The sequence below is a fragment of the Sphingobium sp. MI1205 genome (assembly GCF_001563285.1).
Lineage (GTDB): Bacteria > Pseudomonadota > Alphaproteobacteria > Sphingomonadales > Sphingomonadaceae > Sphingobium.
Window position 1 is genome coordinate 1,733,067 of record NZ_CP005188.1, and the last position, 18,677, is coordinate 1,751,743.

Here is an 18,677-nt window from a genome sequence, read left to right on the forward strand (position 1 = left end):
CGCCGGCTCCTCATCCAACAGGGAGTATCGCCCATGCGGCCTCTATCGCCCGCGCGCCGATCGCGCGCCCTCTCCCGGCTTCTTCCGGTCTGCGCCGCCTTCATGCTGAGCGGCTGCGCCACGCTGGGTTCGGTCATGTCGCCCTATAGCGAGAAGTTCAGCTGCAAGAACGACGATCATGGCCAATGCATCCATCCTGAGAAAGCCTATGCCGATGCCGTTGCGGGCGTCGCATCGAAGTCCGATCCGGCGGTCACCAGGGACAGGAAACTGCTCAAGGACGGCAAGTCCGCACGCAGTTCGGGCGGATCAGGCTCTGGCAAAGCGGCATCGGGCGCCTTCGCCGGTTATCGCGACAGCGTCTATCGCGAGCTGCAGGGGCTGATCGAGCAGCCGGTCACGCCGATGCTCAAGCCCCCGCGTTCGGTCCGCACGCTGATCCTGCCCTATGCCGACCGGCAGCGTCCCGACCGGCTCTACATGCCGCGCTATGTCTATTCGCTGGTCGAGCGCCCGCAATGGGTGGTCGGCGACTATCTTGTCGCCCCGGTTTCGCCCGCGTCCCGCGTGAACGTGCTCGAACAGGTCCGGGACCACCTCGACGATGGCCAGAATGAAGTGGGCCCCCGGCCATGACCAGCTATCAATCGGGCATGACGCTGGCGCGGCTGCGCCGCAGCGTCGAGCGCGACAGCTATTCCGACTTCCTGCCGCTCGCTGCCTGGGTCGAGGAAGAACAGGCATTCCTCACCATCGACGACGGCTGGGGATATAGCTGGGAGCTGGTCCCCTCCCCCTATATGTTCGCCCATGTCCATGAGGCGCTGCTGGGGCTGCTCAACGTCAATTTTCCCGAAGGCACGATCCTCCAGCTCCAGAGTTTCGCCGACCCGCTGATCGACGATGCGCTCGACGCCTTTCTCGACCTCAAGACACGGCCCGATCCGCTCATCCAGGCCTCGGCCCGGCGCACCTTCGACTATCTGCGCGCCGGCACCATGGGCTTGAAGGCCCTGCATGGCATCCCGATCCGCGATTTCCGCGCATTCCTGTCGGTCAAGACGCGCGCGCCGATGGACAGCGACCTGCGCCGCCAGATCGAGGAGCAGCTCGCCAAGCTCGGCATCCGCCCGATGGCGCCGAGCGAGATCATCTCGCTCTACCGGCGCATTTTCAACGGCGTTCATGCGCCCGCGCCCGGCGTCTTCACCCAGACCGCCGACGTGCCGCTGCGCCGCCAGATCATCGATGCCGGGCCGGCGCTCCGCTTCGACGGGCCGGAAGTATATCTGGGCAACCAGGTGGCGCGCTGTCTGACGCCCAAGTCGCCGCCGCGGCGGATCACCGCCGAACGTGCCAATCGTCTCACCGGCGGCATGCGCGGGTCGTCCGAGGACAGCGACCAGATCGGCGGGCCGTTCCTCTATACGCTCAATGTCCTCTTCGATCACTCGGCCTTCGAGATCCACAAGCGCGCGCAGATTCTCTCGGCGCAGAAGGCGGCGGGGTCCTTCGCGGTCGAGGTCGGCAAGCAGATCGAAGAGATCGGGTGGATCCTGGACGAGGCCGGAAACACCCGGTTCGTCTCGGTAATCCCCACCATGTGGGTGTTTGGCCGCGACCGCCATCAGGCCCGCGAGATGGCGGCGCGCGCCAAGCGGCTGTGGGAGAGCGAACCGCTGCCGTGGATGGTCCAGGAGGAATCCTACCTCAACCCGATCCTGCTGGCGGCAAGCCTGCCCTTCGGCCTGTACCCCGAGCGACGCACGATCGGTATGCTGCAGCGCGATTTCCGCGTGCCGGTGCGCGCGGGCGTGCTGATGTCGCCGATCCAAACCGATTTCCGGGGCGGCGGGCGGCCGGCGCTGCTCTATACGGGCCGCAAGGGGCAGCTCATCACGCTCGACCTCTTCGATCCGCGTATCAACAACTACAACTTCATCGTCTCGGCGGAATCGGGCGCGGGCAAGAGCTTCCTGCTCAATAACCTGTGCCAGCAGTATTTCGCGCAGAACGCGCTCATCCGCATCATCGACATCGGCGGCAGCTACAAGAAACTCTGCACGCTCTGCTCGGGCCGTTACATCGATCTGGGCGAAGAGCATCTCGTCCTCAATCCGTTCGACCTGGGGCTCGCTCTCGACGGCGACGATCGAGAGTCCGCGATCTCGATGGCGGTGTCGATCGTCGCGGAGATGGCCAACGCCGGGACGCGCAAGCCCGTCACGACGTCCGAATGGAACCTGCTCAAGTCCGCCGTGCAATGGGCGATCGAGAGCGGCCGCGCGGAAGCCGGGATCGATGCGGTGCGCGAATGGCTCGGCTCCTATCCGGCCAACACCGTCTCCGATCTCGACCGGGTCGACCACCTCGTGCCCACGGCGCGCGAATTGGCCTTCAACCTGCGTGATTTCGGGTCGGACGGAGCCTACGGCCATTATTTCAACGGTCCCAGCACGTTCGACATCTCGAACGATGAATTCGTGGTGCTCGAACTCGAGCGCCTGAAGGCCATGCCTGACCTGTTCAACGTGGTCGTCATGGTGGTGATCAACGCGGTAACGCAGGAACTCTACCTGTCCGCCCGTGATCGCCCCCGCTTCGTGCTGTGCGATGAAGCCGCGCAGTTCATGACCCGCGAAGAGGGCCAGGACCTGTCGCGCCTCGCCGAGGCGATCAGCCAGGGCTATCGCCGCGCCCGAAAATATCGCGGCAGCTTCGGCATCATTCTCCAGAGCATGAACGATCTGCTGCTGTTCGGCGGCACGGGACAGGTGATCCTGGAAAATGCCGCGACGCGCTTCCTCCTGCAGGGATCGACCTATGACAAGGCGGTCGAAAACAAGATCCTCGACTATTCGGGTTTCGTCCTCGACCTCCTGAAATCGGTCCGCAACAACAAACCGAACTATTCGGAAGTCTTCATCGACAGCCCGCTTGGCCTCGGCATCGCCCGGCTCGTCGTCGATCCGTTCAGCTACTGGATCAACACCTCCGCGCCCGAAGACGTGGCCGCGTTCGAGGCGCTGGTCCGCGCCGGACGCTCGCCGCTCGAAGCGGTGTGCGATCTCGCCGGCGTCGATCCCGCCGGGATAATCGGCACGTCCTTCGATGACGCAGCGCCGCTGAAGCGGAGTGCGCTGTCATGACGCGGCGCTCCCCCTCCCCCGACCAGTTGCCACTCCGGCTCGTGGAGAGCCCGGATGAGGATATCGAGCGGATCATCGAGGCGCGCGTCGCCGCACGGGCGGAAGCCGACGCATTGCGCTGGCGCTTCCGCCTGGTGGTCATCGAATCCGTGATGATCGCATCGCTCGTGCTCGCGGCCGGGCTGGTGCTCGAACAGCCCGCCGGCATCGTTCTTCGCGGCGCGGCGATCGTTGGCGGCGGCTGTTTCCTGACCGGGCTCATCCTCATCGGCCTGACCGGGGCCGCGGGCCGCTTGCTCGCAAAACTCAGGAGGAAAAGATGATGCTGGACATACTCCCGCCCAGTGGCGGCAATGAGCGCCTGACCCTCGTCGTGCGCAGGCCGGACGAATCCCTTCACGACTACCTGGTCCGCTGCCAGTGGGAACTGGGCGACCGGGTCCGGTTCCTCGCGTCCGTTCGCGATGCGCAATGGACCATCCTGGAAAGCGAGCGCCAGCGCTGGCGGCGGCATGCTCTCCTGCTGACCTTCACCGGGCCGGTCATCGCCGCCCTGGCCTATGCCGGCCTAGGGTTGTGCGGGGCCGCAGACAGCGTGCCCGTGCCGCTCGTGGCCGGGCTGATCGCCTGTGCCGGACTCACCGGCGCCGCGCTGGCGATCGGCATCGCCCGCATCATCGACAGCATCCCGAATTGGCTGGTCACGCGGAGGGCACGCAGATGGGCATGAACGGCAGCTTCTCCGGATCGCCCGACCCGTCGTCGATCCGCCCGCTGGTCGGCGACATGATCCGCTGGCTTGCCCGGCAGATCGACGGCGGGATCGACGAAATCCCTCCTCGTCCCGGAAAACGGCCGGAGGATCTTTTGGTCCGTCCAGGGATGGCGCCGCGCCTGCCGGGCGAGACGCAGGAAGCCTATGTCGAACGCCTGCATCGCTCGAATGAAGCCGTGCTCCTGATCATGGCCCGCGCCGCGCTTGCCATGGAATATACGTCCGGTCGGGACGAGAGGATCGCGGCTCTGCGCTTTCGGCAGATCGTGGGCCTCGAAGCGGCGGCGGCCTCGATCATCGTCGGCCTGTTCCTGCTCGTCCCGGAAATGCCCCTGTTCATGCGGGCGGCCATTATTGTCCTGACGCCGATCGCGCTTGTGCGGGGAGGACTTTGGTTCCTGCACCGCGCGTCGAGGATGGCAAATGCCCTCGCCCGACATGCCGAAAGGTGGGGCCGATGAACGGCATCTTCTCCGGCGCGCCTTGTCCGTCATCCATTCGCCTGCTGGTCGGCACGCATCTGCTGATGATCCTCCAGTCTTCGCTGGTGCTCTGGTCGGCCCCCGACCTCGGCGGCAGCCAGGCGCTGATCTGGCTCACGCTGTTCCTGGGCGTCACCGCGTTCATCTGCGCGGTCTGCGGCGAGAGTCGCACGCCTGCCGTTCCCTGGAGGGAGCGCCGCCGTGGTCGATAGACGTGTCCCCCAAGGCTGGCATGTCGTCGCCATCCAGTCCACGCTCATCGCCGGGTGTCTGGCCGGCGCGCTGATCGTCGCGGGGGTGGCCCACGCCGAGACATCGACCATCGGGCGCACCTGGCTGATCGCCGAGCCCGACGCGATGGCCGAGATCGAGGCGCGCGCCGCAAAGCAGCCGCCCAATATGGCGGAAAAGTTCGGACCGCGTTCGGGCTGGAGCGCATTGAAAGGCGCGACGCTCGGTGTCGCGCGCCAGACCCAGGTTCGCAGCGTTGTGCCGTTCTACACGCTCGATCAGGAAATCCGGCTGCCGGACGGCAAGCTGCTCTATCCGGCGGGCTTCACCTTCAACCCGCTGACCTATGTGTCGCTGCCGCAGAAGCTGGTGGTCGTGCATCCCCGCGATCTGGGCTGGGCGCTGAAGACCGCCGCGCTCACCGACTGGATCATCCTCACCGGCGGTGGGGACGCAAAGGACGATGCGCTCTCGCTTGGCGAGAAGCACGGCCGCGCCCTCTTCATTCTCGAGGAGCGCGTGAAGGAGCGGTTGGGCCTCACCGTCGCGCCCGTGATCGTCCGGCAGGTCGGCCAGAAGCTGGAGCTGACAGAGGTGCGCGCCGATCGCACTCCCGTACGAAAGGCCATCCCATGAGTCGGCTCATCTCGATGCTGCGCACCGGCGCGGCGGCCCTCGCTCTGGCGCTCGTCGCGCCCGCCACGCCTGCGCATGCCTCCAAATGCGAGGCGGGCACGGTGTTCAATCCGATCACCAAGGTGCGCTGGAACTGCATCTTCCCGATCACGATCGGGGGCGTGCGGGTGGGCTCCTACGATAAGCTCGACAAGGAACTGGACGCCCAGTCGGCCTCCAAACCGCTCTGCGCCTGCCGCAAGGGTGCGACCTTCTGGTTCGGGGTCAAGGTTTCGTTCTGGAGCCCGAACCGCATGATCGATGTCGTGACCGAGCCGGGCTGCATGATGGCGCTCGGCGTCGATCTCATGCCGACCGGCGGCAAGCTCCAGGGCAGCCAGTCGTCGATCTCCGACGGCACCAACACCCGCAAGATGTTCGCGCAGGCGCACTACTACATCAGCCCGGTCTGGAAGATGCTCGACATGTTCACCGACCTGCCGTGCATCGAAGATGACGGGTTCGACGTCGCGATGATCACCGAGGTTCTGCCGACCTGGCAGTCGGGGACGCTCGGCGCGATCATCCAGCCCGAAGGCATATTGTTCGGCAATCCGGCGGCGGGTCTTGCCTGCATGGCCGACAGCGCCGCGGCGGCCGCTGGCAAGGTCATTGACCCTCTATTCTGGTGCATGGGGTCCTGGGGCGCGACCTATCCGGTCGCCGGCGATATTCATTTTGGCGATAGCGTCGAGGCCTGGGCCGGGCTCGCCGCGCGCTCGACCTTCATGATGGGCAGGCTGGGCGCTCTCACGATCCATTCGGCGGACGGCTGCTCGTTCAAGGCGCAGCCGATCTGGACCAAGTCCCGCTACAAGCTCCAGATCATGGAGCCGGTCAAGGGCGGTAAGTGCGTCAATATCGGGCGGCCCGGCGCGCTCTGGACATCGGGCAAGCACGCGCCGGGCAAGGACAATGCCCAATTCATGTTGTTCGAGAAGGCGATCTGCTGCGCGGGGATTTCCACGCCATGAGCAGATCGCTTCCCCCAAACCGTGCGTCTCGCGCGGGTAGCTGCCCCGCTCGTCACGGAACGCTCCCCACCGTGAGCGGGCGCGCGGAAGGAGCGGCGGTGTGCCTTTCAACCGCCGCTCCCCCCTCGGTCAGCGCGGCCGAAAGCCCCCCGCCGGGGCCGGCAATGCCCCCTCCCGCCGTATCTCCGGTGGCGGCCGCGCTGACCATTTTTGAGGGACAGGCCGTCTTCAGGATACTCTCGCCCGGATCCAGCGCGTTCCGGGCGGGAGACATGCTGCGCTTCGCCCATGGCTCGCGAACCACCCGCGCGAGGACGCCATGGTGAAGCGCGGCATCCTCCTCCTCGCGGCCAGCGCTCTGGCGCCGGCGCCGCTCTCGGCCCAGACGGTCGAGGACCGCGCCCGCGCCGCCGCCGAAGCATCCCGCGCGAAGACCTCGGACAGCGATGCGATCCAGCAGAATTATCTGACGCCGGGGCTTGCCGGACAACCGATCTCGACAGTCGACAACAGCCGGACGTTCAACCCCAATATAGCGTGCCAGAAGACGGCGACGCTGCTCGAACTGATCGCGCAGCCGGCGGCGACCGGCGATATCGGCACGCTGCGGATATCGCGCGACAAGGATCTCGACGGCACGGTCGACCAGACATTGACCCTGCCGGTGCCGGTATCGGGCATTTGCGCCAATGGCGTCGTCTCCTGTCAGCCGGGCACCTGGAACCAGTGCAAGAGCTTCAAATGGGATGTTGCGTCAGGCGGCGATCTCAAGCTCGCGCAAGTCGACCTGACCGATCTCGCCGGTTGCTACTGCATCAACAACAGCTGCGGCAGCAACCTCGTCTGGGGCAATATGGCCTCGGTGCTGAAGGACCTAGGCGGCGGCGTCATCGGCGCGCTCACCACGGCCGATCCGCGCGTCGGCGTCGCGCAGGCGGTGATCGACGGCCCGGCCATCCGTTACACTGGCGCCCAAAGCACGGCCTGCTCGCCCAACCCCGCGCTCCCGCAGACGGCCTATCGCGCCAGTCCCGCCACGATCCAGGGCGATGCCGCGAGCGTCGCCGCATCGAACAGCATCTTCCAGGCGCTCAAGGGCTCGCCCGCCGGCGTCGGCAAGGCCGAGCAGATCCGGTCCTGCACGATCACGCGGGAGGTGTCGTTGAACGCCGTCAAGGCGGACGATGTGATCGCGCATCTCGGCGGCGCCTATGCGATCTATGCGCCCGCACCCGATCAGCTCACATTGCAGATGGGCTCGCCGCGCGACGACAGCCTGCGAGGCGGGAGCTGCCGCATCTTCGAGTTTTCCATGCGGCTGCGGATCGATGATCCCGATCGCCTCGCGCAGTTCCGGCTCTCGCACTATTTCTTCGACGACTGGCTCCAGCTTCGCATCGACGGCGAGCTCGTGCTGTCCAATCCGGCGAACTGGACCGGGACCGGCCTGCCGCCCGGCAAGTGCGAGCGGAAACGGACCTGGCATGCCTATCCCAATCTCGACCTCAAGCCGTGGCTGACCCGCGGCGAGCATGTCATTTCCATGCGCATCGCGGTCGGCGGTGAAGGAGAGGCCTTCGCGCAGTTCGATGCAATGCTCGATCTCAGTTGCAACCCGACCGAGCGGATCGTCGACCTGTGCGCGGGCTATGCCGGCGACGTCAATTGCGCGCTTCATGACGAAAGCGTCGATGGCGTCGAGACGTTCCGCAACGGCGTCGGCACCGGCCTTACGCCCCTCCCCCAGGCACGCCTGTTCGAGAGCGGCGCCTGCTCGCTCCGTCTCGCGCGGCCATGGTTCGAGCGTCAGCGCCGTTATCGTTGTACCGTCGATACCGGATCGATGCCGGAACCTGATCTGAGCCGCGGCGCCTATATCATCGACCATTCGACCGAGACCATGCTGGCCGACCGGACGAGGACCTCGGACGGGGGTTATGCCACCGCGTCACGGCCCTTCGCGCTGCCCGATCGCGGTTCGGTTCCGGCCTGCGAGCCGGTCTGCAAGACCCGCGCGCCCGCGCGCAATACGGCGGCTACCCTCGACGGAGTGGTCGGCACGAAACAGAATGCGCCTGTCGGGTGGGACACCTTCTACCATGCCTGCACGGCGGCAGGCGGCGGCGATGTCTGCCCTGTGGGTCCGGGCGAGGAAATCGTCTCGGCCTGCGGCTGCCTCGACGATTTTCCCGAAGCCGTCGTCATGATGCAGACCGTCCGCCTCGGTGGGGCCGACATGGTCTGCACGGGGGAAGTGCGATGATCGGGCGCCTCCTTCCCTGGCGGAAGCGCGCACAGCTGCTTGCGCTCGGCCTGTCCGGCTTGCTGCTCGCGGGGCATGTCACGCCAGCGCAAGCGCAAACGCTCCCGGTCTGCGCGGTCGATCTCGATGGCAACGGCGATGCCGGTGATCCTGGCGAGGTCGCGAACTGCACAATCATGGCGGATGAAGAATGGCTCTGCCCGATCCAGCAAGTGATGTGCGTGGCCGATGCCGAGGGCGCGTATAGCTGCCCGCTCGGCAGCCAGCACTCATGCCTGACGCCGGTCGGCGGCGGCACGCCGATGTGCTCGCCCAATGCCTGCACCGGCAGCGACGGCACCGGAATTGAGGACGATCCCATCGTCGACGATCCCGGCGCGCCTGCCGATGGCGAAGTCGACGCCGAAGGGCATTGCCTTGGCAATATCGAGATATTCGCGGGACGCGCGGTGCGCTGCCGCCCGGCGGGCCTCAAGACCACCTTTTCGAACTGCTGCAAGGACAAGGGCAAGATCGTCAAGGACGGGATGGGCTCATCCATCTCGTCGATCGGCACGAAGATCGCGGTGGCGAAAGGCGTCTTCACCGGCATGAAGGCCGCCTATGGTGCGTTTAAGGCGGGCGCGACCGCTGGCCAGGCCGCAAGCTCCGGCGCGAACGCGATCATCGCCGGGATCGATCCGACCTCGATCGCCATCAGTCTCGCCATCAACTTCATGATGGATTTCCTCCTGTCCGGCTGTGACAGCCAAGACATGGAAGTGGGCATGCTCCGGGGCTCGGGCATGTGCCACGAAGTCGGGACCTATTGCAGTTCGAAGATCCTCGGCATCTGCGTGCAGAAATCCAAGGGCCACTGCTGCTTCAACACCAAGCTTGGCCGCATCATCCAGGAACAGGGTCGCCCGCAGCTCAAGAGCTTCAACGGCTTGGGCTGGGGCACGCCGAAGAACCCCTACTGCCGCGGATTCACCCCCGAGGAATTCCAGGCGCTGGATTTCTCCAAAATGGACCTTTCCGAATATTATTCCGAGATCGAGGCCCGCGCCCAGGCCGACATCCAGATCGACATGAAGGACAAGATCGATGCGTATATGCGTGCGGTCACGCCATAGGCTGCGCGGTCTCTCCGCGCTCACCCTCCTCCTCGCCGCCTCCGCGCCCTCCCACGCGCAGGATGCCGCGCCACCGGTGAACGCCAGGGAACGCGCGCAGGCGCAAGGCGACGCGGCGATGGACCGGCTCGAACGCGCCACCGCCGCGCGAAAGGCCGAAGCGGAAACACGAGGTCCGACCGCGCTGCCCGCGCCATCGGAAGAGACCCGCCGCCGCGCCTTCGAGGGACTGCGCAAACGCGCCCCGTCGCCAGCGATGGACGCGCGGGCGCGCACCGCGCTCGACAAAGGGAGGCAAGCGATGGCCGCCGAGCGCGACGCCATGGCCAGACGGCTCGGCCAGGCGCTCGGTCTCGATGCGCCCGACATGGAGGCGGTCGCGGGCGCCACCGTACCGCCCGAGGCCAAAGGCTGGGTGCCGGTCCTGTTCGTCTCGTCCTCGATGCCGCTGACGACATTGCGCACCTATGCCGGGCAGCTCGAACGGGTCGGCGGCGTGCTGGCGTTCCGGGGAATGCCCGGCGGGCTGACGAAGGTCGCGCCGATGGCGAAGCTCTCGGCGGAAATCCTGCGCCATGATCCCGGCTGCGAAGGCCCGGCCTGCGCGATGCGCGACGTGCAGTTGATCGTCGATCCGCTCATTTTCCGCCAGCACGGCGTCACCCGCGTCCCCGCGCTCGCCATGGTGCCCGGCGATCCGGCGCTCCCCTATTGCGAGCGCGAGGATGATGCCCCGCGTGCCGCCCATGTCATCTACGGCGACGCGGCGCTTTCCGGACTTCTCGAAGAATATGCCCGCCTCGGCGGCAAGCAGGAGGTCAGCGATGCTCAGACTCGCCTTCAGGGCCGCTAGATCCGGCTGGGCCGAACTGAAGCTGCTGCCGCTGAAAGCCGCGGTCGCGCTCGGCAGTTCCGGCCTCGGCCAGCCACCCCGCCCCAAACAGCTCTGGAAGGCGTTCGGCATAGTCCTGCCGGTCGGCCTCCTGACCTGGTGGGCGATTCCCCAGGCAACCATCGTGATGAGTCCCTCGATCGACGCCTGGCTCGTCCGCAAGGCGCCGGGGCCGATCCACCGCGGCGATTTCGTATCGTTCACCCTGTCGCATCCGCTCGCCGGCCCCAGGCCGGTCGATGTCACCAAGATGGCTCTGTGCCTGCCGGGTGACCGCATCGACTGGATCGAGAAGCCGTCGTCTGCATCTGGCCCCATGCATCCCGGCGAATGGGATGGCTGGTACTATTGCAACGGCAAGCTGCTCGGCATCAGCAAGCCCTATGGGCACAATGGGCAGAAGCTCGACCATTGGCGGCCGTTCTATCCGACGATCCCCGCGGGCATGATCTATGTCGGCTCGTCACACGCCAGCGGGTTCGACAGCCGCTACTACGGCCCGGTCGAGATCGAGCGGCTGAAGCGCATGGAGAAGCTGCTGTGATCCGCGCCGCCCTCCTCATCGCGGCGGTGCTCCTGCCGATCCTGCCTGTCCATGCGCAGACCGTCGATCAACGCACCGGCTACTGGTGGTATCAGGCGCCGCCCAAACCCGCCGACGATGAACCCGATCCCGACGCGCTCGTCAAACCCCGCATTCCACCGATGGTCGAGCTGGCGACATGGACGCCGCCCAAGATCAGGAAGCTTATCGAGGAGCAACGGGATTACGCGGCGACCGTGCTGACGGTCGATGCGGTGGCGGATTTCTGGCGCCTGCAGGACTTCGCCCGGCGCAAGGCCCGCGCCTTCGCCGGCGTCACCCAGATCGCCATGCTGCAAAATCCCGAACTCAACGCCAAATCGGCGAACCCTATGGTCGGCGAGGCGCGCGATCAGCTTTCCGCGCAGAAGGATCAGGTCCGCCGCCAGTATCTGCGCAGCCGGTCCAATGAATTCGCGCTGGTCATGTTCTCGCGTTCGACCTGCGGCTATTGCCGTGTCCAGTGGCCGATCGTCCAGCGCTTCCAGGACGAGATGGGCTGGCAGGTCACGCTGCAGGACATCGATCGCAAGCCCGAACTCGCGCAGCGCTTCGGGGTCGAGGTCACGCCCACGACGATGGTGATCCGGCGAGGCAGCCAGCAGCGCATGGTGATCGCGAGCGGAGTCGAGGCCTATCCCAACCTCATCCAGATGGCCTACCAGGCAGTCCGGTTGCTAGCGGGCGATATCCGGCCCGAACAGTTCCTGACCGGTGCGGGCGAGGAAGACGGGTTCTTCGACGCGCTCGCCAACGGCCCGGTGTCGGCCACCGATCCGCGCGTGCTGGGGGGCGATCTGGTGGACGTTCGGATGGAGCCCCGGCCATGATCCGCTTCGCCCCCATCCTGCTTGTGGCGCTGGTCATGGCGAGTGCACCTGTTCAAGCGCAGGCGCCGACGCACGAACAGGCGATGCGCGCGGCGATCCACCCTGTCGCCACCGACCCGGAGATGCGCCAGTGGCTCGCCCGCGTTCCGGTGACGCGCGACTGGCCGCCCGACTTCGCCGAAACCATGAAAGGCCAGGCCCCCGCGTTCATCGTCGAGATGAGCACGGCGCCCGGTTGCATCCCCTGCGCCGATCTCTGGGCGCGGCTTGGAACCCTGGGGCAACGCTATGGCTGGAAGGTCCGCACGATCGGCAGCCAGGAAGCGATGCTGCGCTCCGGGCGTCTCGGCCTGCCCTGGGTCGGGCACCCTGTCGCCTGGGTCCGGCCCGTCTCCGACTCCAATCGCGTCATTCCCGTCGCGATCGGCACCGATCATGCGCCCAACCTCGCGCGCAATCTCTACCTCGCCGCCAAGATGCTGACCGGGGTGAAGCCCGCTGTCGGCGTGCGCGGCATGGCCAAGTTCACCGGAATCGTGGCCGCACCCACGCGTCCCTCCTCCAACAGGGCAAGGAACTGACATGGGGAGCCAGCCCCTTGCCCGCGTAAACGAAAGCTGCCCGCCATGGCAAACCCGCGCCGCCGCCTGACCCTGCTCGCCCTTCCCCTGCTGGCTTGTCTGTCCTTCGCCTCGCCCGCGTCCGCGCAAAGCTGGGCCGAAAGCTGGTTCGACAATGTGACCTACACCAGCCCCGGCTCCTTCGAGGACCAGACCCGCGGCTATATCACCGCGGGCGGCATGTCGGGCCGGATCGATGTCCATAACGACTATCTCATGTCGGTCACGCTGCCCAAGGTCCGCGCGGGCTGCGGGGGAATCGACATGTTTTTGGGCGGCATGTCGTTCCTCGATCCCGACTATCTCGTCCAGAAGCTCGAAAGCATCCTTCAGGCTGCCCCGGCTGTCGCTTTCCAGTATCTGTTGGAAACCCTCGATGAAAAAATGGGTAACATCATCTCGAAGATGGAGGCGGCGACCAATTTCCTGAACTCGATCCAGGTCAACGATTGCCGGCTCGCCAACCGCATGGTCCAGATCGCCCGGGGCGACGACAATATGTCGGGCATCATCGAGGAGATGACCGGCTACAAGAGCGTCCGCGAGGGCTTCTCCAAGAGCTATCAGCAGAGCCGCGAGAAGATCCAGGCGAACCAGGGCAATCCGACCGAGGATTTGCGCGATGCGCTGGAAAACTGCCCGGCGGAAGTCACGGAAATCTTCAAGACGGGCTCGCTGCTAGCCCATGCCGCCGCGCGTGTCGGCGCGTCCGACTGGGCCGGCGTCATGCGCGCCCGCGTTGGCGACGTCTATATGCGCTGGGACCCGGCGGACAAGGTTCCGCTGTTCACGGCCATCCCCGCCTGCGCACGGCAGGACACCGAGAGTGTCGACGATTTCCTGACCGGCAAGGTTCAGACCCGCGCGATCGCGGTGCCGCCGACCGCCGCCGACTGCTCGACCGACGGCAGCGGTAAGGGCGCGCTGGTGCTCGCACGCGGCCGGATGGAGTCGATCGCGGTCAAGATCCGCACGCGCGCCACTCTGACGACGGAGGAACGCCAGTTCGTCGCCAATGTGCGGACCCTGCCGGTCTATCGCCTGCTCGAATGGGGCGTGCGCCAGGGGCTGGTCGAGAGCGTGATCGGCGATACCGACGAGCTGGTTGCGCTGACGCTCGCCTATCAGATGCTCAACGACCTCACGCGCAGCATAGATTTTGCCGTGTCGAATGCCGAACGCGGCGTGACCGCCGCCGGTGCGGCCGATGCAGGCAGCGCCAGGATCTGCCAGACCCGCATCCTCGCCAAGGGCATCGAGCAATTGAGCGGGCTGCGCGACGAGGTGCTGCGCCAGCGCGCGCAGATGCGCCAGTCCTACATGGCTGCGCTGAACCAGGCGAACCTCTCGGCCAACTATGCCGGGGTCGTGCGCCAGCGCGACCGTGATGCGCGCGACGCCGCCGGCGCCGCCGCCAACCGCAACCGCTGACGGAGGGCCGCGTCATGCACCGCTTAGTTCGCGCGATCTCGGTCCTGATCGCTCTCTTCTCGGCCAGTCCCGCGCTGGCGATCGATGCGAGTTTCCACACCTATGACGGCTTTGCGGAGACGGTGGACGCCTTCCGCCTCGTCTCGATGATCTTCGGGGATTCGCGTTACGAGACATTGGTGCTGATCGTCGCGGTGGTGGGCATCGCGCTCGGCGTGCTGCTCGCGAGCATCCGCGGGCAAGGCATGGGGCTGGTCGCCTTCGGGTTCCAGATGCTGATCGGGGTCGGGCTGTTCGTCGGCCTGGTCGCGACGACGGGCACGGTCCACGTCTACGACCGCGTCCGCAACGCCTATCAGCCGGTCGGCGATGTGCCGAACCTGATCGTGCTGGTCGCGGGCATGACCAACATGATGGAACGCGCGCTGGCCGAAGTGATCGACGACAACACCACCGATCCCCATGCGAAGCTGGAGTTCGGCGCGGGCGGGCACAGCTTCGATCTGTTCCTCAATGCCGCATCCCCGCGCGGGCCGATGACGGACACCTTCCTCGACGCAACGATCAAGGACTATGTCCGCCAATGCTATCCGGTCGCGCGCGTCTCGCCCGCCTATGGCGTCGACGACGATCAGCTGTTCCGCACGGCGACCGATCTTCCTGCCGCCTTTGCCGCGATGGCGGGGCCGGCGACCTTCAGCACGGTGTTCACGTCCACCGACAAGGGCGGCACGACGGTGAGCTGCAACGAGGCGTGGGAACATATCTCGACACGCCTCTCCGAACCTGCGCTGTTCGACAATTATGTCGCGCAGGTCTGCACCCGCACCGGCTACGACATCGGCAACGCGACACAGCTTCAGCGCTGCCGGTCCAACATCGGCGAACTCGGCCAGATGATGATGGATACGCCGCTCTCGCTCCAGCAGTTCCTGACCAATGTGATGCTCGGCAGCACGGTGGGCGACGTATTGTTCGAGGATAGTCCGGCGACGGCGGCGCGCGTCATGGCCAATCGCGCCGTCGTCTCGTCTGGCCTCGCCACCATGTCGACCGCGAACGAGTGGATGCCGACGATCCGGGCGACCGTGTTCGGGATCATGCTGTTCATGATGCCCGTCGCGCTGCTTTTCATCCTGACCCCGATCAACCTGCGCGTCGCCAGCTTCGCCCTCGGCCTGTTCGTCTTCGTGGCGCTCTGGGGCGTGATCGACGCCGGCATCTATCAGCTGACGCTGGGCCGCGCGACCGATGTGCTGGCCGAGATGCGCGCCAACCATGTCGCGGCGAATGCCTGGATGCTGGCGCCGTCGTCCGCGATGAAGGCGCTTGCGATCTTCGGGAGTTTCCGCACCGCGTCCGCGGGCCTCGCCGGGGCCTTCGTGTTCACGGTTTTCCGGTTCTCCGGCAATGTGTTCACCTCGTTCACATCCGGCGCGCTCGGTGTGCAGGGTCAGGGCACGGCGGCGGCCGCGCCGCTTGCCACCAGCGAAGGCTATGCCGGCGCGCTCGAGGCGCAGGCGGGGGCCGCGGGCACGATGGCGCGCCGGGGCGCGGCCTCGAACTTCGGGGACTTCGGCGAACGCTCGACCTTCGGCGCCAACCGGGCGTTCGGTGCGGCGAGCAGCGTGCTCGGCGAACATGGCGGCGGCGCCAGCGGAACGGCCGCATTCGGCATGGGCAAGCTCGATGCGGCGCGCGAACTGGGCGGGCTCTCCCCTGCCCTCACCGGCCGCAGCCTCACCGATCCCGCGACCGTGCGCGCCGTGCGCGACAATGCCGCGACCAGCGCGATCCACAATTTCGCGGAGAAGGATGCGCTCCGCAGCCTTGGCACCGGCTATTTTGGAGAGGGACAGTCCGGGGAGCGTTCGTTCGCGGCCTTCACGCAGAAGATGGTCCAGTGGAAGGCGTTCGGGGATACGCGCGCCTATGACATGATGCTGTCCGGCGCGCAGCGGCATTTCGAGAGGAGCGGCTACGACCAGCAGGATGCCGCGCTCAAAGCCTCGACGGTGATCGCGCAGGCGTCGGCCGATCCGACCTTCGCCAAGCTGATCGCTAATACCTTCGACCAGGAGCAGATGCTGAGGAACGATCTGACCGGCGCGCAGATCCAGGTCGGCGCGATGGAAGGCAGGCGCGATTTTGCTGGCGACAATGTAAGGCGGATCGAGCGCGGCAATGTCGCGACCGAGCAGGCGCATAGGACCGGCAGCAATGAGGGCCAGCGCAACGCTTCCTCCATGCTCGGCCTCTCCGTTCAGGAAACCTCCCGACGCGTCGCCTTTATCAACGCGCTATCCGGAGAGGCTCGCTCCACCGCCATTTCCCAACTGTCGCGCGCAACGGGCAGAAATGAAGCGCAGGTCATGCGGGCGCTCGAAACCTACAATGCCGCCGTGCAGGTCGGCACCGCCGACGGTGCGACCGCCGAGGCCGCGCGCGAGGGCACCAGCGTCTATGGGCGCACCCGCGAGGCAGCGGGCTTCGATTTTGCCGAACGGTCGGGCAAGCTCGACGCGCAGCGTGAGGTCGGTCACGACGGGACACGGTCCGCCGCCCGGATCGGTGAGCAGCGGCGGCAGGCCGACAACGCCGGGTTCGCGGAAGGCGCGGCCGCGGCGGGCATGTCGGTGCGACAGGCCGCACATCTCGACAGCTTCATCCGCACGCTCAGCCAGGGTGCCGGCAATCAGGTCGATATGGCCGAAGGCGGCGCGGCAGGCATCGCTGATCGCGCCCGCAACGAACGGTTGACGCGGATCATCGACAATGAGCGCTTGACCCGCATGCAGAAGTTGCTGGCCGATCATGGGGTGGACATGTCGAAGCGCGAGATCGCCATGGCGCAGAATGGCGATCTGAGCCTCAATCTTACCCCGGAGACGGCGGCGCAGATGTGGCGTGGCGGGCTCATCAACGAAAGCCAGCTCGGCGCGGTCGCCAATGGCGGGCGGGCAAGGTTCTCGTTCGCCGACAACGATCTTCTCGTCTCCAGCTCGGTCGGGTTCCAGCAATCGGCACGCAACGACACCTCCACGCGGTTCGAGGCGGGCAAGCAGGCAGGCCCTGACACCATTGAACACTTCCTCAGCAGCGGCGAACAGGGCCAGGCGATGATGCAGAACTGGCTGCGCGGCGGGTTCGAGATGGATCGGCATGGCAACTGGCGGCTTAACCCGCAGGTGGCCGATACGCTTACGCGCGACGTCCAGGCGATCATCGCGCAGACCGGATGGCAGCGCGGGCTCTCACGATCCGCGCAGGACCAGACCACGATGGGGACCACTATCGGCGCTCATGTTGGCGGCACTATCAGTGCCAATGAGTCGGAAGCGACGGGCGGTCGCGGACAACCTAGCGGCAAAGGGCAACAATCGAACCAAAGCCCGATCACCCAAAAGGGACGCTCCACATCGGGGCGTGTCGGTGGGAGTCTTGGGTTTGAGAGCCGTGACGTTGGCACCACGAGCGAGACGGCGCAGTCAGCGATTGATATCGTGAACTACGACGTCCGCAATGCAATAGCAGCGGCTGAACGGGCGGCTGCCCGCTCCGGCAGCCCGGAAGCGGCCTTCTCGCGCGAACTATCGGAACGCATTCTTGGCCCGAACGGGATGCGCAATCGCTACCTGCAGGATGCGGATTCCGGGCGAGCTACGTTCGATATCACCGGTCCGCTCACCTCAATCGAACAGAATTCCGTCCTGAAAAGTGGTCGGTTCTCGACCGATCTCGATAACAGCCCCGGCGACGGGGACAGTAGCTTCAAGAAGCGTTAAAGTCGTTTGTGAGGCCAGTGAGAGCTCAAAGGATTTCCGATCCACAATGCACCAGACCTCGGATCGAGAATATCGGAGCTGGCATGGAGATCCTCCATTGCCCGATCATGCTCCTCCCATACATCGGCGATTCTAGCTACCGTTTCATCGGACAGCGAAGTTCCGTCACCCTGCTTTGGAAACTGCGCGAGCCAATGCTGTGCATAGCCGATTCCGAGCACCATAAGCGCCATCATCGGGAAGAACAGGACGTTGAGAAAACCGGCCGCCGCGCTGTCGTAGAACGCCTCAAGCGGCGCGATCCTGGTCGATGCAGCCATGCCGATCCACCAGACCGGAATTGCCGACCACCACAGCTTCGCGTACCACGGACGCCAAAGCCAATCGGCCGGTTTCAGCCGAGGCGATGCCGGTTCGGGCGCTTGAATATGGGCGGCGTTGTTCATCGCTATATCCTCACTGGAGGACTATAGCAGAATTCTGTCGGTGTTCCATCATTTGTGAATCGGCTCGATCTGGAAACCGATTGGGAACAACGCTTCTAATCTATCGGCATTGACCCATCTTTGCGAACAGGGATCGATGTGGCGGCGTCAATTCCAGAGAGAGGGTATTGGCGCCGCCGCAATAACCGTCACCAATGTCAATGCATGACGGTCGTTCTTGCCAGTTCCGGTAAATGTCGCGGTTGGGACAGCTTTTGCGGTGTCCAACACGGACTGCGTCTCAGCCGCTTCTGCTGGGCATATGACTTACAAGGTCGGCACGAGACCGTGCATTTTCCATATCTCGAGCATCTCCATCCCCGGGCAACCCCCTTCTCGGCACCTCCGCTGATGCGAGCGGCGGCGCGACCTGTAAGGCTGGCAGTC

General features: G+C 65.8%; 17 protein-coding genes. 16 read left to right on the forward strand and 1 reads right to left on the reverse strand.

Annotated features, from left to right (window positions below; genetic code table 11):
• Positions 1-33: 33 nt before the first annotated feature.
• The 16 genes from K663_RS08280 to K663_RS08360 all read left to right on the forward strand — a co-directional run bounded on the left by K663_RS08280 (position 34) and on the right by K663_RS08360 (position 17,805).
• A complete protein-coding gene (locus tag K663_RS08280) occupies positions 34-636 on the forward strand; it encodes a TraV family lipoprotein (RefSeq protein WP_013846823.1) in 603 nt (200 codons plus the stop codon).
• Positions 633-3,149, forward strand: coding sequence for a TraC family protein (locus K663_RS08285; RefSeq protein ID WP_013846824.1), 2,517 nt, complete (start codon positions 633-635; stop codon positions 3,147-3,149). The genes K663_RS08280 and K663_RS08285 overlap by 4 nt, the downstream gene beginning before the upstream one ends.
• Positions 3,146-3,472 carry a hypothetical protein gene (locus K663_RS08290; RefSeq protein ID WP_013846825.1) on the forward strand — a complete coding sequence of 109 codons (327 nt, stop codon included), beginning with the start codon at positions 3,146-3,148 and terminating at the stop codon, positions 3,470-3,472. Before K663_RS08285 ends, K663_RS08290 begins: the two co-directional genes overlap by 4 nt.
• Positions 3,469-3,879 (forward strand): hypothetical protein, encoded by a 411-nt coding sequence (locus K663_RS08295; RefSeq protein ID WP_013846826.1) that lies wholly within the window; start codon positions 3,469-3,471, stop codon positions 3,877-3,879. Before K663_RS08290 ends, K663_RS08295 begins: the two co-directional genes overlap by 4 nt.
• Positions 3,843-4,385 carry a hypothetical protein gene (locus K663_RS08300; protein WP_143761317.1) on the forward strand — a complete coding sequence of 181 codons (543 nt, stop codon included), beginning with the start codon at positions 3,843-3,845 and terminating at the stop codon, positions 4,383-4,385. The genes K663_RS08295 and K663_RS08300 overlap by 37 nt, the downstream gene beginning before the upstream one ends.
• The gene (locus K663_RS08305) at positions 4,382-4,618 is read left to right on the forward strand and encodes a hypothetical protein (RefSeq protein WP_013846828.1); all 237 of its coding nucleotides are present in this window, start codon (positions 4,382-4,384) and stop codon (positions 4,616-4,618) included. The genes K663_RS08300 and K663_RS08305 overlap by 4 nt, the downstream gene beginning before the upstream one ends.
• Complete coding sequence (locus K663_RS08310) at positions 4,608-5,273, forward strand: conjugal transfer protein TraW (RefSeq protein ID WP_013846829.1); 666 nt, start codon at positions 4,608-4,610, stop codon at positions 5,271-5,273. Before K663_RS08305 ends, K663_RS08310 begins: the two co-directional genes overlap by 11 nt.
• Complete coding sequence (locus tag K663_RS08315) at positions 5,270-6,286, forward strand: TraU family protein (protein WP_013846830.1); 1,017 nt, start codon at positions 5,270-5,272, stop codon at positions 6,284-6,286. The genes K663_RS08310 and K663_RS08315 overlap by 4 nt, the downstream gene beginning before the upstream one ends.
• Positions 6,287-6,605: 319 nt before the next feature.
• Positions 6,606-8,549 (forward strand): hypothetical protein, encoded by a 1,944-nt coding sequence (locus K663_RS08325; protein WP_013846831.1) that lies wholly within the window; start codon positions 6,606-6,608, stop codon positions 8,547-8,549.
• A complete protein-coding gene (traN, locus tag K663_RS08330; RefSeq protein WP_013846832.1) occupies positions 8,546-9,664 on the forward strand; it encodes a conjugal transfer protein TraN in 1,119 nt (372 codons plus the stop codon). Before K663_RS08325 ends, traN begins: the two co-directional genes overlap by 4 nt.
• Complete coding sequence (locus tag K663_RS08335; RefSeq protein ID WP_013846833.1) at positions 9,636-10,517, forward strand: type-F conjugative transfer system pilin assembly protein TrbC; 882 nt, start codon at positions 9,636-9,638, stop codon at positions 10,515-10,517. The genes traN and K663_RS08335 overlap by 29 nt, the downstream gene beginning before the upstream one ends.
• Positions 10,489-11,100: a S26 family signal peptidase gene (locus K663_RS08340; RefSeq protein ID WP_013846834.1), complete on the forward strand. Its 612-nt coding sequence runs from the start codon at positions 10,489-10,491 to the stop codon at positions 11,098-11,100. Before K663_RS08335 ends, K663_RS08340 begins: the two co-directional genes overlap by 29 nt.
• Positions 11,097-11,969, forward strand: coding sequence for a conjugal transfer protein TraF (locus K663_RS08345; RefSeq protein ID WP_013846835.1), 873 nt, complete (start codon positions 11,097-11,099; stop codon positions 11,967-11,969). Before K663_RS08340 ends, K663_RS08345 begins: the two co-directional genes overlap by 4 nt.
• Entirely contained in the window at positions 11,966-12,550 is a 585-nt protein-coding gene (locus K663_RS08350; protein WP_013846836.1) for a hypothetical protein, read from the forward strand. The genes K663_RS08345 and K663_RS08350 overlap by 4 nt, the downstream gene beginning before the upstream one ends.
• Positions 12,551-12,595: 45 nt before the next feature.
• Positions 12,596-14,020, forward strand: a complete 1,425-nt coding sequence (locus tag K663_RS08355; RefSeq protein WP_013846837.1) for a conjugal transfer protein TraH — start codon at positions 12,596-12,598, stop codon at positions 14,018-14,020.
• Between the two features lie 14 nt (positions 14,021-14,034).
• Entirely contained in the window at positions 14,035-17,805 is a 3,771-nt protein-coding gene (locus K663_RS08360) for a conjugal transfer protein TraG N-terminal domain-containing protein (RefSeq protein ID WP_013846838.1), read from the forward strand.
• Here the strand turns inward: K663_RS08360 and K663_RS08365 are convergent.
• Complete coding sequence (locus K663_RS08365; protein ID WP_013846839.1) at positions 17,802-18,251, reverse strand: hypothetical protein; 450 nt, start codon at positions 18,249-18,251, stop codon at positions 17,802-17,804. The genes K663_RS08360 and K663_RS08365 overlap by 4 nt on opposite strands.
• Positions 18,252-18,677 lie beyond the last annotated feature (426 nt).

What these genes read in the sequence shown, in the direction of transcription:
- K663_RS08295 (WP_013846826.1), top strand. Translation starts at nt 3,469, where the DNA reads ATGATGCTGGACATACTCCCGCCCAGTGGCGGCAATGAGCGCCTGACC.
- K663_RS08305 (WP_013846828.1), top strand. Translation starts at nt 4,382, where the DNA reads ATGAACGGCATCTTCTCCGGCGCGCCTTGTCCGTCATCCATTCGCCTG.
- traN (WP_013846832.1), top strand. Translation starts at nt 8,546, where the DNA reads ATGATCGGGCGCCTCCTTCCCTGGCGGAAGCGCGCACAGCTGCTTGCG.
- K663_RS08280 (WP_013846823.1), top strand. Translation starts at nt 34, where the DNA reads ATGCGGCCTCTATCGCCCGCGCGCCGATCGCGCGCCCTCTCCCGGCTT.
- K663_RS08360 (WP_013846838.1), top strand. Translation starts at nt 14,035, where the DNA reads ATGCACCGCTTAGTTCGCGCGATCTCGGTCCTGATCGCTCTCTTCTCG.
- K663_RS08350 (WP_013846836.1), top strand. Translation starts at nt 11,966, where the DNA reads ATGATCCGCTTCGCCCCCATCCTGCTTGTGGCGCTGGTCATGGCGAGT.
- K663_RS08355 (WP_013846837.1), top strand. Translation starts at nt 12,596, where the DNA reads ATGGCAAACCCGCGCCGCCGCCTGACCCTGCTCGCCCTTCCCCTGCTG.
- K663_RS08285 (WP_013846824.1), top strand. Translation starts at nt 633, where the DNA reads ATGACCAGCTATCAATCGGGCATGACGCTGGCGCGGCTGCGCCGCAGC.
- K663_RS08290 (WP_013846825.1), top strand. Translation starts at nt 3,146, where the DNA reads ATGACGCGGCGCTCCCCCTCCCCCGACCAGTTGCCACTCCGGCTCGTG.
- K663_RS08335 (WP_013846833.1), top strand. Translation starts at nt 9,636, where the DNA reads ATGCGTATATGCGTGCGGTCACGCCATAGGCTGCGCGGTCTCTCCGCG.
- K663_RS08340 (WP_013846834.1), top strand. Translation starts at nt 10,489, where the DNA reads ATGCTCAGACTCGCCTTCAGGGCCGCTAGATCCGGCTGGGCCGAACTG.
- K663_RS08365 (WP_013846839.1), bottom strand. Translation starts at nt 18,251, where the DNA reads ATGAACAACGCCGCCCATATTCAAGCGCCCGAACCGGCATCGCCTCGG.
- K663_RS08315 (WP_013846830.1), top strand. Translation starts at nt 5,270, where the DNA reads ATGAGTCGGCTCATCTCGATGCTGCGCACCGGCGCGGCGGCCCTCGCT.
- K663_RS08325 (WP_013846831.1), top strand. Translation starts at nt 6,606, where the DNA reads ATGGTGAAGCGCGGCATCCTCCTCCTCGCGGCCAGCGCTCTGGCGCCG.